Raw genomic sequence first — 12,258 nt, 5'->3', positions numbered from 1 at the left:
TTTCTGGTGCAGACCTCAGACGGAGGTGCCGCGTTTTATTTCTTCGCCATCACGCGAAGGATTGGTCTGGGGAGTCGGTGAGGTGGGCGGCGTCGGCTTGGGGGCTGTGGGCCGACTGCTGGGGTGGAGATGTCGATCTTCACACTATCGAAGAGATTGAGCTTCTCGCGGTAGGCCTCTGGGACGGCTTGACGCTCTTTGTCGGTGTTGACGGGCCAGGATTTCTCCGTGCCGTCTTTGGGGCGGACGATGAAGGTTTTTTTCCCGTCTTCGGTTTTGAGCTGGTATTCGCCTGTTTCGTCTAGGCGGATGATGTTGGCGGAGGCGGAGACGTGGGTCTCGACGTGGACTTCACTTTGGGTCGGGGTCTTCTGCACTGCGGAGTCTTCTTTTTTACCTTCTTCGCGTGGGTGAGGCGGAGGTAGGGCTGGGAGGTGGTCTTTTTTGGGGCCGCGATTCCACTGCTGCATGCGCTCCTGATGTTTTTGGACTTCCTTTTGTAGGTCACGCAGGCGCTCGCCCATGTCGCTGTTTTGGAAGCGTTCACCGAAAAAGTGCTTCATCTCCGGTTGGTTCCAGGGAGGCTGGATGGGCCCGGAACGGTGGGTGGAGGTCATATGCTCTCCGAGCGTGGCGGTGATTTGGGTTTCTTTGCCGCCAGTGATGATGGTGAGGAGACGGAATCGCCTTTTTGTGACTGCGCACGAGCGTGAGGAGCTGCTCTGCATTGACGAGTTGCTGATCCGCGAGCTTGAGCAGCACATCATGGTGTTTCAGGCCAGCGGTGGCAGCAGGGGAGCCAGGCATGACGTCTTCAACAAGAAGGCCAAAACCCTCTGCGAGCGAAAACTGGGTGCGAAGCTCCTCTGGCACGTCCCGAGTGAGGACTCCGAGGTAGGCGACGGCTTTTTGCTCTGCTTGAGGCGCTGCCTGTTGCTCTGGGGCATTTGGCTTGGAGTCGGGTATGGTCAGCTCGGCCTGGGAGGGAGTGAGTCCGAGGCCTGCGATGGCGAGTAGGAGGGTGAGTTTGGTTTTCATGGTGGAGAAATGGGCATGGGGTGGGCCTGAGCGCGGCTTTGGCGGCGCTTGGAATGCGGTGAACAGAGTGACTCCAGTTCAGGCCTTTACTGGAAGTTCACGGGGACGGTGAAGGACTGCTCCTTCGGGGTTTCGATGATGATTTGAGCTCCATCACGCGGGTCGATGAAGATGCGGCGCTCCGTGCCGATGAGGCGCACTCGCTGCTGCGGTGGCTGGCCTTTGGCGAACTGGATTCCCTCATTCTCGAAGTCTGCCCATTCGCTGATCGTGGAGACGGGGACGGCGCTGTTTTGCGCGGTCGTTTCGCGCGGTGCAGTGTTTTGGTGACCAGAAAGCGTGATCCAACTCACGACGGCGATGGCGGCGGCGGCACCGATGGCGGTGAAAATGGTGCGGGTGATCCAGCGCGGCGTTGTTTTCACAAAGGGCGATTTACCGAGCCAACTGGTATCCAGGCTGAGTTCCTCGTCGATGCCTTGGAAGAGCTGGGCGGAGGGGGCAGCGGGCTTGATGCCACGCAGGATGGATTCGAGGTCGTTAGGGGTCATGACAGGGCCTCCTGGGATGCAAAGGTAGGATATTAAAGCCGGGAGAGTCCTCATGAGTGACGAGTTCATCACGCAGCGGGGAGAGCTTCTTGTGCAGGTTGTTCAAAGCGTAACGGTAGCGGCCTGCGACGGTGTTGATGGAGTCACCAGAGAGGGCAGCGATCTCTTTGAAGGTGAGCCCGCCCCAAAGATGCAGGGTGATGACTTCACGTTGCTCTTTGGGGAGCTGCTGGATGGCCTTTTCGACGAGAGCGGCGGTTTCTTTCTTTTCGGGCGGTGTGTCAAAGGCAGGCACATGCTCGCTCTCGACGGCGATTTCGGCTTTTCCCTCCCGCACGACACGGCGATGATCACTGCGGAGCTGATCGAGAGCGATGGTGCGCACCGCTGCGTAGAGCAGGGGGATGTGCTGGGCATCCCCTCCGGGAAGCGTCGCCACCAGCGCACAAAGGCCTGCTGCACCACGTCCTCTGCATCCGCGATGGAGTGCACGAGCTGACGCGCATAGAGCACCAGTTGCGGTGCGAGGCGGTCAAAGTCTGCTTCCAGTCGAAGGCGGGTTTCATAGTCAGTTCGACCTCCCTAACGGCCCGCCTGCTGCTTTTGTATGCGAGCTCGATGATTAATTTTTCGCCCAGCAGGTCATGCGCAGTGCGGGGGAGGGGCAGGATGGAAAAAAGGGTGCTTTTTGAGCGGTCACATGGATCACACGAGCACCTCTTTCACCACGGGCAGGATCGACGCCTGTGAGGCGGAAATCGAGGCCCTGAGAACGCACGGTGAGCTTTTGATGATCGAGTCCGAGTTGATGGAGGATGGTGGCATGGATGTCGTGGACATGGACAGGGTCAGCGATGGCTCCAAATCCAATTCATCCGTCTCGCCGTAGGTGGTGCCCGGTTTGAAGCCTCCGCCTGCGAACCACATGGTGAAGGCATCGATGTGGTGATTGCGACCCGTGGATTCGCGGACCTCCCCATCGGGGTGCGGCCGAATTCACCTCCCCAGACGACGATCGTGTCATCGAGTAGGCCGCGCTGCTTCAGATCCTTGACCAGGGCGGCGCAGGCGCGGTCGATGTCGGCACATTTCATGGGCATGTGCTTCTCGAGGTTCTCAGTGGGGCCGCCGTGGTGATCCCAGTTCGTGTCATAGAGCTGCACAAAGCGGACTCCACGCTCCACCAGTCGGCGTGCCAGCAGGCAGTTCCGCGCAAAGGTGGTCTCCTTGGTGTCTTTGATGCCATAGAGGTCCAGCGTGGCCTTTGACTCGCCCTGGATGTCCATGAGCTCGGGGCGCTTGTTTGCATTCGGTAGGCCATTTCGTAGGCATTGATGCGGGTGGAGATTTCTTGGTCACCTGTTTCGACGAGGCGTTTGAGATTGAGCTCTCGCACGGCATCCACCACCTGGCGCTGCTGCGCGGCGCTGATCTGCTTTGGCGTGGAGATTCACAATGGGATCACCCGTATTGCGCAGGGGCACCCCCTTGATACGTCGTGGGCAGGACACCACTGCCCCAGAGCACAACGCCGCCGCGTGGTCCCCGTGGGCCACTTTGCAGCACCACAAAGCCAGGTAGATCATCGCACTCGCTACCGAGTCCGTAGGTGATCCATGCGCCCATGCTGGGGCGGCCAAAGAGCCCGCTGCCAGTGTTCATGTAGAACTTTGCCGGCGCATGATTGAAGAGGTCGGTTTTGCAGGTGCGGATAAAAGCCAGCTCATCGACGATGGAGGCGGTTTGGGGCAGCAGATCATTCACCCAAACGCCGGAGTGGCCGTGCTGGCGCAGGGTGCACTATGGCTAGCAATTCACTGCGGTGGCTGCTGTCCATGAACGCGAAGCGCTTGCCCTTAGTGAAACTTTCTGGGATGGGCTGCCCATTCCGCTTTTGCAGCTCTGGCTTGTGCTCGAACATATCGAGCTGCGATGGGCCGCCTGCCATGAAGAGGTGGATCACGCTTTTCGCTTTTGCGGGAAAGTGCGTTTTTTTCGGTCCTGGGCATTGTCTCGTGCAAGGAGCGATCCCAGCGCCATCGATCGACACCGACGCCGCAACGGCTGAAAAGTGCCTGCGTGTCGTGTCGCGTAATGGGTGGGCTTGCATGGTCTTTGTTGGGGCGGGGAACTCACTCTTGATACGTGGAATAGAGCAGTTTTAAGCCGAGATTCGCATCTGGCAACGGATGCCGCCGTGTCTGTATCGAGAGACTTTCCCTCAAAGATGAACAATGTGGGCACCACCCGCAAGTATTCATTTCTGTATGAAACCGATCTGCCTCGTCCTCCCACTCCTGATTGCTGCGATTGCCCCTGCGGCTGATCCCATCGCAATCGGTTCACGCCGGAGCTCTTTGTCGATGGACTGCTCATCGCAAAACTCACCGGCAGCGCCGAGCAGCGCCTGCACCAGCCGCAGCCGAAGGAGATCGCCATCACGCACGATATGCCGTGGGAGGAGTGGAAGCGGCTACCACAGTCTATTTAAAGACGGTGACAAATACCGCATGTACTACAAGTCCTGGCAGCTCACCGTCACCGCGCCTGGCAAGGTCAATACCGGCGAACACCCGCTCTTCACCTGCTATGCCGAAAGCGCGGACGGCATCCATTGGCGCAAGCCAGAACTCGGCCTGCACGATTTCAGAGGCTCCAAAGCGAACAACATCGTCATCCCACATGGTAAAATGGGCAAAGTAGATCCTGATGGTGGCCATCCAGCGGTCTTCAAAGACGAAAACCCACAAGCGGCACCTGATGCAAAATACAAAGCCATCCTGCGCTCAAACTCACCGAAAGGCCTCTCGCACTCAAATCGCCCGACGGCTTGCGCTGGTCCCCGATGGCCGATGTGCCCGTGATCACGGATGGTGCCTTTGACTCGCAGAACCTCGCCTTTTGGGATGCGCACAGCGGCCAATACCGTGCCTACTGGCGCTACTTCCTGAAGGTAGCGCCGATGAAAAAACTGGAAGCCCAGCGGCCTCCGCCATCCGCACGGCCACCTCGCGGGACTTCATCCATTGGGAGAATCAGCAAGATCTCCGTTACACTGACTCCCCAGGCGAAGCTCTCTACACCAATCAGGTAAAGCCCTATCACCGTGCCCCACATCTGCTTCTCGGCTTTCCCACCCGCTACATCGAGCGTGGTTGGTCAGAGAGCATGCGTGCTCTGCCAGAGTACGCGCACCGCCAATGGCGCTCCAAAGCCACCGATCGCTACGGCATGGCCATCACCGAGGGCCTTTTCATGGCGAGCCGCGACGGCGTCACCTTCAAAGCGCTGGAACGAGGCCTTCCTCCCACCCGGCATCGAGCGCCCTGGCACCTGGAACTACGGTCATCAACATAGCCTGGCATCTGGTAGAGACAAAGTCGGCCCTGGAAGGCGCTCCGAACGAACTCAGCCTCTACGCCACCGAGAGCTACTGGACCGGCCAAAGCAGCCAACTCCGCCGCCATACACACTGCGCTCGACGGATTCGTCTCCATCCATGCTCCGATGAGCGGTGGCGAGCTCCTCACCAAACCGCTTACTTTCACGGGGAAAGCACTCACGATGAATTTTGCCAGCTCCGCTGCCGGTGGTGTGAAAGTGAAATCCAGGACCTGAATGGCAAACCCATCCCCGGTTTTGCATTGAGTGACCAAAGAGCACTTTGGCGACTCCATCGAGCGCCCCGTCGTCTGGAAAACCGGCTCCGACGTCACTTCTCGCCGGCAAGCCCATCAAACTGCGATTCGTGCTCAAGGACGCGGATCTGTACTCGATCAAGTTTCAGTAACCAAGCGCCCCTTTTCGATCACAGTGGCTGCGCTTGAGCGATCCATGGCTCGATGACTTTTCCAGCGACGCCGCTGAGAGGCGGAAGTCGCGGCCCTGGAAGTGGTGGGTGAGGTGTAGGGGATCAAAGCTGAACATTAAACCTGGCGATGAGGAAGGCGCTGCTTGCCAAAAAGAGGGCGGCCCGCTAGCCTCAAGCCAGTTCGTCCACAAAACTGTGGACGACTCCAGATTCGCCCACAATTTAGTGTGGCTAAAACGTTAGGATAAGAAATGCGAATCGCCATCCTCACACTCATCGCGCTACTCGCAGGCTGTTCTGACAACAAACCCGCCAATGGAAACTAAATTCGACATCGACGCTTACCTAGAGAAGGCGAACAACCATCTGAAGGTGTTGACAGAAGCACATCAGGGAACGTGGAACATAGGAGCCGCAGATCGCTGGGACGCTGACCAGGAAACGGGAATCATAACGTGGACGTTTCCTGAAGGGGTTGTCGTTAGCGCACCGTTTCAGATCGTCGGAACATACAATTCCTTGATAGCACCTTCCTCTGGGGTTGGGATCACCCATCGGTAGTCGAACCACTCCGAAAAGATGCGGAGGCGGTATTGCAGTTCGCGAAGCAGCACAAAATCGAGTTTCTGCAGGATCGAAAGGTGGAATGTGACGGGGACGCTGCATGGGAATTGGCCGCGCTTGCCACTCTGGTTTGTGATCGACAGGGCGCGTATCGCGGCCCAGCGGGAACGACTTTCGTTTTCATGACCTTTGGCGAGATCAAGATACAAAGAAAGCCCTAACATTAAACGGATGACAGTAACGGCTCGAAGGCTATCTGTCCTGTCAGCAACGTCTTGTGCTCGCCGTCGCCTGATCCGAGTCGTTGCCCAAGAACTGAGTCAAGACGTCCAAGATGGAGTCGAGAACTATCATCCTCCAACTCATTGCGATGGTTTCGCTTTCATCGTGTGCTACTCGACTTTCCTGCAGTCCTGAGCCCCAGTCTTTCTCCTACCCAGTCAGGTCCCCGGCTCGTGGTGACCTTGACTCCAGAGTGACCCGATACATTGCTGGCACTACCCGGAACGGCCTGACGATTTCTGAGGTCTCAGGCATTCGGGATATACCCTCATGCGGCATGGACTTGATGGCGAGTGCATTGACTCTTGGCCTCATTCCATATGCTGCACCGAACCCCATGGAAGCAAGTGTTAGAGGCATCAGGAGAGGCCGGCAGGTTACTCGAACCTACCGAATCGCGATGGAGAGACATGCATCAATCTGGCTACAGGCTGATACCACCCGTGTTAGACAGGGCGAGCGATTGCACGAGGTATTCTTCAGGCCATAGATCATGAACTTATAGAAGAACGATTCAGATGATTAGCCTACGAACCACTCACGAGCAAACAAGGCCGAACAAAACGGATCTAGTAACGGCTCGAAGGCTGTCTGTCGTGTCAGCAACTTCTTGCGCTCGCCGTCGCCTGATCCGAGACGCCCAACCACAACACTCACAAACGTGAAGTCCAAGTCTGCGATTGCCCTGATTATGCTGATCTCGCTCACTGTGCGGGTGCCAGACAGTGATTTCGCTGGCCCTTCGAGTTTCCCAGAGTTGGCAGTTTATTCAGTCTGTGGGTGGTACTCCTACTCAAGCAGCGTTAGGGATGCCGCTAGGAGTTAGCGTTCCGGTGAGTTGCGATGTCAGCGGATTGCAGAGAGTGACCATTCAGCCTACGACGATCAACTCCGCCCTTGTTTGCCTGCCTCCGCTCGTTTCGGTTAGACAGGGGACGATCTACTTCACTGTTGTCACTTCCATAGCTACTGATCGACACCCCTCTCCGCTTTGTCCATCGCTTGCTCTTGGGAGGATTGCATCAGGCGACTATTCGGTTGCTTATCTCAGCCCAGACGGGAGTCACCAGCCACTCGGACACCTCACCATCCCATGAGCAGCTCACACCTACGAACAAGGCCGAATCGGGTGGAGGTGGCAGGATTGGGCCTGTCACACCTCCCTCACTACCCGGCCAGTCAGATCACTGAGCTTTGATTTCCATTTCACCTCGGTTCCGTGGATGCAGTTTGATCCAGATCGTTGCCTCCTTCGTGGGCTGTGCCGTTAGGCTTTGCTAAAAGTCACGGTGGCTGCGCTTAGGCGATCCATGGCTTGATGACTTTTCCGGCGACGTCGGTGAGGCGGAAGTCGCGGCCTTGGAAGCGGTGGGGAGGCGTAGGTGATCAAAGCCGAATTGGTGGAGGAGGGTGGCGTGGAAGTCGTGCAGATCGACGGGGTCGCGGGCGATGCTCCAGCCGATTTCGTCGGTTTCGCCGTAGATTTGGCCGCCTTTGATGCCGCCGCCTGCGGCGAGCATGGTGAAGGCAAAGGGGTGGTGGTCGCGGCCTGTGGCGTTGGGATTGCCGCCGCGGTTTTCGCCGAGTGGAGTGCGGCCAAATTCACCGCCCCAGATGATCATGGTGTCGTCGAGCATGCCGCGTTGCTTGAGGTCTTTGATGAGTGCGGCGATGGGCTGGTCGGCCATGCCGGCATTGAAGGCGAGTTCATTGTCGAGGCCGCTGTGGTGATCCCAACTGGCGTGCATGATGCTGACAAAGCGCACGCCGCGCTCCACGAGGCGACGTGCGAGCAGGCAGTTGGTGGCAAAGGATTGGTACTGGCCGGGGCCGCCGCCGCGTGTGGCTTTGATCTTGGCGTCTGGACGATTGACGCCGTACATTTCGAGGGTTTTGGCGTCTTCGCCTTTGAGGTCGATCAGCTCCGGGGCAGAGGCCTGCATGCGGAAGGCGAGCTCATACGCGGCGATGCGGCTGGCGATCTCTGGGTCGCGGATTTGGTCGTAGCGGCTCTGGTTGAGCTCCATGAGGGTGTCGAGCCCCTTGCGCTGGAGGTTCATGGGGATACCGGGCGGGTTTTTCAGGTTCAGGACGGGCTCGCCCTGATTGCGGAACAAGACGCCTGCATAGGTGCTGGGGAGAAAGCCGCTCTGCCAGAGGGATGCGCCGCCGCTGGTCCCGCGTCCGCTGTTGAGCACGACGTAGCCGGGCAGATTCCGCGACATGCTGCCGAGGCCGTAGTTGAGCCACGATCCGACGGTGGGTAGGCCGAACTGTGCTCTTCCGCAGTGTAGCACGAGCTGGCCGGGATGGTGATTGAACTGATCCGTGTGCAGGCTGCGGATCATGAGCCAGTCATCGGCTTGTTTGGCCATGTGAGGCAGTAGGTCGCTGAAATCCATGCCGCATTGGCCGTGCTTGGTGAATTTCCGCGGGCTGCCCATGAGTTTGGCGGTTTCTTTGCGGATGAAAGCAAAGCGCACATTCTTGGTCATGCTGTCGGGCAGGCTCTGACCGTTGAGTTCATTGAGTTTCGGTTTCGGATCGAAGAGATCGACTTTGGCTGGGGCCGCCCCTCAAAGAAGATGAAGATGCAGTTCTTGCTTTGGCCGGGAAATGGGGTGCTTTGGGCAGTAGGGGATCGGCTCCAGCGGCGGTTTCAGCACTGAGGAGGCCTTCTTGAGTCAGGAGCGAGCCGAGAGCGAGAGCCCCGAGGCCGCTGGCCGTCGTGTTGAAGAACTCGCGGCGTGTTTGCTGGATCTGGTGCTCGACAGGATGCATGGGGTGAGTGCCCGGTTCTCGGGGATCTTGGGTTGCGTGTGTGTGAATAAAACGAATTTCAGGGCAGGGGACTTGCTTGGAGCGGGACTCTGGGGATGAAATGAGCTTGCCCCCTGGCTCCGCCTGCGCAAACCGGGTGCCGCGTTCTCCATCTTCCCGCACTTTTCCCATGCCGACTACCTATCACATCATCCCCGCCGCAGTTCATAATGATCTCGTCCGTGCTGCTTATCAGCACCGTGGCTATACGACCGCAGAGGCGGAGGATGCGGCCCGTTTTTGTGAAATGGCCAGTGCTCACGGCATCCGCACGCATAATGCCATCAAGGCGCTGCATCTCGATCATCTCTTTGGCAGTGCCACGGGTGGCTGCAAGCCGGGTGCGGAGGTGAAGGTGATCGACAAGAAATTCTCTGCCAGTGAGGTCTGGGATGGCAATCTGAAGCTCGGTCAAAGTGTGGCCTTCCGAGCCATGGAGCGCTGCATGGAGCTGGCGGACAAATATGGCATCGGTCAAGTCAGCGTGGACAATGCCTTCCACTACCTCTGGGGCGGCGGCTACGTGATGGATGCGGCGAAGAAGGGCTACATCGCCTACACGAACTGCACCTCCACCCTCGGTGAGGTGGTGCCCTTTGGTGGTAAATTCCCCGTGCTGGGCACCAATCCGCACTCCTGGGGCCTACCCACGCAGGATGCCTGCGGCTTCCCGATCGTGATCGACTGGGCTACATCCACCGTGGCTATGGGCCGCGTGCAGCAGCTGAAGCGTGAGGGCAAGCCTCTCCCCGCTGGTGCTGCCGTCGATAAAAACGGCCAACCCACCACCGATGCCAATGAAGCTGCGTGGTTGCTGCCTTTTGGTGCGCATAAAGGCTACGGCCTGAGCCTGCTCATCGAGGTGATGGGTGGCATGATCGGCGGTGGACTGCCCACGCTGCGTGGTGGCGGTGCGCATCCCGACATCAAGTCCAAGCCTTTCCCTGCGGGTGAAAAGCGCACGAGCAGCTTCTACTTCCAGGTCATTCATCCAGATGCGATCAGCAGTGGCCTCTTTGCCAATGGTCGTGGCTTCAAAGAGAATGTGAAGGCCGTCATCGACGACATCCTCGGTCACGGGAATGAGTCCTGCATGCTCCCTGGTCAGCCAGAGGCGCAAAACGCCGCACACACCGCCAAAGCCGGTGGCTTGCTCTTCTCCACCGCTGAGGTCGAGGCGCTCAATGAACTCGCCACCGAGTGTGGCTTCGCGAAATTCGATCTCGCTGCTCTGAGCACTTACGAGTGCTAGCAGGCGGCGCTTTTTATTATCATGAACCGCAGCTTCATCTGGCTCAATGGTCAGCTCGTCGAGCTGGCGGAGGCTCGCATCTCACCGCTCGATCACGGATTCACCGTAGGAGATGGTGTGTTTGAGACGCTGGTAGCACGCGGGGGGAAGCCCTTCTCTGCTGTGCGGCATTGGCAGCGCCTGGTGAGCTCCTGCGCGGTCGTGGGCCTCACTGCGCCATCTTTTGAGAGCTGCATCGCCGCGATGCAGTCCGTGATGGAGGCGAATCAGCTCCGTGAGGCACGTCTCCGCATCACGGTGACGAGTGGTGAGGGCCCGCTGGGCTCGGATCGCGGGCAAAGACCATCCACCATGACCGTCGCGGCTACCGCGCTGCATGCTTGGCCTGCTGTTGAAACAGCCATCACCGTGCCGTGGACGCGGAATGAGCGTGGAGCACTCGCAGGCGTCAAATCGACCTCCTACGGCGAAAACGCCCGCGCTTTGGCCCATGCGAAGAGTCTTGGAGCTGGTGAAGCTATCTTCGCCAACACTCGCGGAGAGCTATGTGAGGGCACCGGCACGAATATCTTCCTCATCGAGCAGGGCATCGTCAAAACACCGCCACTGGCCTCTGGCTGCCTCGCTGGTGTGACGCGTGCACTGGTGCTGGAGGCCTGCGCTGCGGCTGGCATCGCCTGTGAGGAGTCCACTTTGCCACTGGCAGCGCTCCAGACCTGTGAGGAGGCCTTTCTCACCTCCAGCACGCGTGATGTGCATCCGCTCACACGCATTGATGACCGTGTGCTACCTGGCGAGAGCGGTGGCCTCACCCTCCGTGTGGCCAGAGCTTTCCGTGACTACATCGCGGGGCGTGACGATCCGTGAGCGGACACCTTTCGCCTCATTCGATCAAAATTTCTCGAAAGTCCGCACCTCTTTGCACACTTCTAGTCGGCACCATGCCCGATTCCGCACCCCTCTCCGAACGCCAGGTCGTCGAACTCCTCTCCACCGCCCGCCAGCGTCTCTTTGCAGAAGTCGGTAAAGTCATCGTCGGACAGCAGCATGTCGTCGATGAGATGCTCATCGCTCTGCTCGCAGGTGGTCACTGCCTCATCACCGGGGCTCCTGGCCTGGCGAAGACGCTTTTGATCAAAACGGTCGCAGATGTCTGCCACCTGAGTTTTCAGCGCATTCAGTTCACCCCTGATTTGATGCCATCCGACATCACCGGCACGGAAATCCTCGAAGACAGCCCCGAGGGCGGCCGAAAGCTCATTTTCAGCCGTGGCCCCGTCTTCGCGAACATGATCCTCGCGGATGAAATCAACCAGACACCGCCCAAAACCCAGGCCGCGCTGCTGGAGGCCATGCAGGAGCACCAAGTCACCGTGAATGGCAAAACCATGCACCTGCCAGAGCCTTTCTTTGTGCTCGCTACGCAGAACCCCATCGAGCAGGAGGGCACCTATCCACTGCCAGAAGCGCAGCTCGATCGCTTCATGCTGAACATCGTCATCGACTACCTCAGTGAGGATGATGAAGTCGCCGTCGTCACCCGCACCACCAGTGGCAAAGGTGAGCCCGTGCAGCGCCTCTTTACCGGGGAGCAGCTCCTGGCCTTCCAGCAGGTCGTGCGCCGCGTCCCCATCGCCGAGGACGTCGCTCGCTATGCCGTGCGCATCTCTGCCGCATCACGGCCCGGTCGCGATGGCGTGCCGGACTTCATCAATCAATGGGTCAGTTGGGGTGCAGGCACGCGTGCGAGCCAAAATCTCGTCCTCGGGGCCAAAACCCGCGCTCTTTTGAATAATCGCACCCACGTCACGGCGGAGGACATCCGCGCCATGGCACTGCCCGTGCTCCGCCACCGCATTCTGGTGAACTACAAGGCCGAAGCCGAAGGCGTCACCGTGGAAAAAGTCATCTCCAAGCTCCTCGAATCGGTGAACGCCTAA

At 58.8% G+C, this 12,258-nt stretch carries 10 protein-coding genes and 3 pseudogenes; 5 read left to right on the top strand and 8 right to left on the bottom strand.

The window, feature by feature from the left end:
• Positions 1-35 precede the first annotated feature (35 nt).
• The 6 genes and pseudogenes from IPK32_06510 to IPK32_06485 form a co-directional block, all read right to left on the bottom strand.
• Positions 36-563 carry a hypothetical protein gene (locus tag IPK32_06510; protein MBK8091630.1) on the bottom strand — a complete coding sequence of 176 codons (528 nt, stop codon included), beginning with the start codon at positions 561-563 and terminating at the stop codon, positions 36-38.
• Positions 544-1,038: a PDZ domain-containing protein gene (locus tag IPK32_06505; protein ID MBK8091629.1), complete on the bottom strand. Its 495-nt coding sequence runs from the start codon at positions 1,036-1,038 to the stop codon at positions 544-546. The genes IPK32_06510 and IPK32_06505 overlap by 20 nt, the downstream gene beginning before the upstream one ends.
• A gap of 86 nt (positions 1,039-1,124) precedes the next feature.
• Positions 1,125-1,589 (bottom strand): hypothetical protein, encoded by a 465-nt coding sequence (locus tag IPK32_06500; GenBank protein ID MBK8091628.1) that lies wholly within the window; start codon positions 1,587-1,589, stop codon positions 1,125-1,127.
• On the bottom strand, positions 1,579-2,028 hold the full coding sequence (locus tag IPK32_06495; GenBank protein ID MBK8091627.1) for a sigma-70 family RNA polymerase sigma factor: 450 nt from the start codon (positions 2,026-2,028) through the stop codon (positions 1,579-1,581). Before IPK32_06495 ends, IPK32_06500 begins: the two co-directional genes overlap by 11 nt.
• A pseudogene (locus tag IPK32_06490) lies at positions 2,013-2,138 on the bottom strand (sigma-70 family RNA polymerase sigma factor). The gene IPK32_06495 and the pseudogene IPK32_06490 overlap by 16 nt, the downstream one beginning before the upstream one ends.
• 73 nt (positions 2,139-2,211) lie before the next feature.
• Positions 2,212-3,699: pseudogene (locus IPK32_06485) on the bottom strand (DUF1501 domain-containing protein).
• A 157-nt stretch (positions 3,700-3,856) separates the two neighbouring features.
• On the opposite strand from IPK32_06485, the gene IPK32_06480 reads away from it, so the two are divergent.
• Together IPK32_06480 and IPK32_06475 are read left to right on the top strand one after the other, a co-directional pair.
• On the top strand, positions 3,857-4,453 hold the full coding sequence (locus tag IPK32_06480; protein MBK8091626.1) for a hypothetical protein: 597 nt from the start codon (positions 3,857-3,859) through the stop codon (positions 4,451-4,453).
• Between the two features lie 37 nt (positions 4,454-4,490).
• Complete coding sequence (locus tag IPK32_06475; GenBank protein ID MBK8091625.1) at positions 4,491-4,946, top strand: hypothetical protein; 456 nt, start codon at positions 4,491-4,493, stop codon at positions 4,944-4,946.
• A 948-nt stretch (positions 4,947-5,894) separates the two neighbouring features.
• Here IPK32_06475 and IPK32_06470 read toward each other — a convergent pair.
• Positions 5,895-6,173 (bottom strand): hypothetical protein, encoded by a 279-nt coding sequence (locus IPK32_06470; GenBank protein ID MBK8091624.1) that lies wholly within the window; start codon positions 6,171-6,173, stop codon positions 5,895-5,897.
• A 1,372-nt stretch (positions 6,174-7,545) separates the two neighbouring features.
• Positions 7,546-9,027, bottom strand: a pseudogene (locus IPK32_06465) (DUF1501 domain-containing protein).
• 169 nt (positions 9,028-9,196) lie between these two features.
• Between IPK32_06465 and IPK32_06460 the strand changes: the two are divergent.
• From IPK32_06460 to IPK32_06450, 3 genes are all read left to right on the top strand, one after another.
• Positions 9,197-10,318 (top strand): Ldh family oxidoreductase, encoded by a 1,122-nt coding sequence (locus IPK32_06460; GenBank protein MBK8091623.1) that lies wholly within the window; start codon positions 9,197-9,199, stop codon positions 10,316-10,318.
• Between the two features lie 21 nt (positions 10,319-10,339).
• Positions 10,340-11,185 carry an aminotransferase class IV gene (locus IPK32_06455; protein ID MBK8091622.1) on the top strand — a complete coding sequence of 282 codons (846 nt, stop codon included), beginning with the start codon at positions 10,340-10,342 and terminating at the stop codon, positions 11,183-11,185.
• A gap of 74 nt (positions 11,186-11,259) precedes the next feature.
• Positions 11,260-12,258: a MoxR family ATPase gene (locus tag IPK32_06450; GenBank protein MBK8091621.1), complete on the top strand. Its 999-nt coding sequence runs from the start codon at positions 11,260-11,262 to the stop codon at positions 12,256-12,258.

It is taken from the genome of Verrucomicrobiaceae bacterium, from assembly GCA_016713035.1.
Lineage (GTDB): Bacteria > Verrucomicrobiota > Verrucomicrobiia > Verrucomicrobiales > Verrucomicrobiaceae > Prosthecobacter.
Note: the sequence above shows the minus strand (reverse complement) of the source record. Positions and strands in the feature narration are given on the sequence as shown.

Excerpts from the sequence above, each read along its gene's own strand:
- IPK32_06455 (MBK8091622.1), top strand. The coding sequence starts at position 10,340 with ATGAACCGCAGCTTCATCTGGCTCAATGGTCAGCTCGTCGAGCTGGCG.
- IPK32_06460 (MBK8091623.1), top strand. The coding sequence starts at position 9,197 with ATGCCGACTACCTATCACATCATCCCCGCCGCAGTTCATAATGATCTC.
- IPK32_06450 (MBK8091621.1), top strand. The coding sequence starts at position 11,260 with ATGCCCGATTCCGCACCCCTCTCCGAACGCCAGGTCGTCGAACTCCTC.
- IPK32_06480 (MBK8091626.1), top strand. The coding sequence starts at position 3,857 with ATGAAACCGATCTGCCTCGTCCTCCCACTCCTGATTGCTGCGATTGCC.
- IPK32_06505 (MBK8091629.1), bottom strand. The coding sequence starts at position 1,038 with ATGAAAACCAAACTCACCCTCCTACTCGCCATCGCAGGCCTCGGACTC.
- IPK32_06510 (MBK8091630.1), bottom strand. The coding sequence starts at position 563 with ATGAAGCACTTTTTCGGTGAACGCTTCCAAAACAGCGACATGGGCGAG.
- IPK32_06500 (MBK8091628.1), bottom strand. The coding sequence starts at position 1,589 with ATGACCCCTAACGACCTCGAATCCATCCTGCGTGGCATCAAGCCCGCT.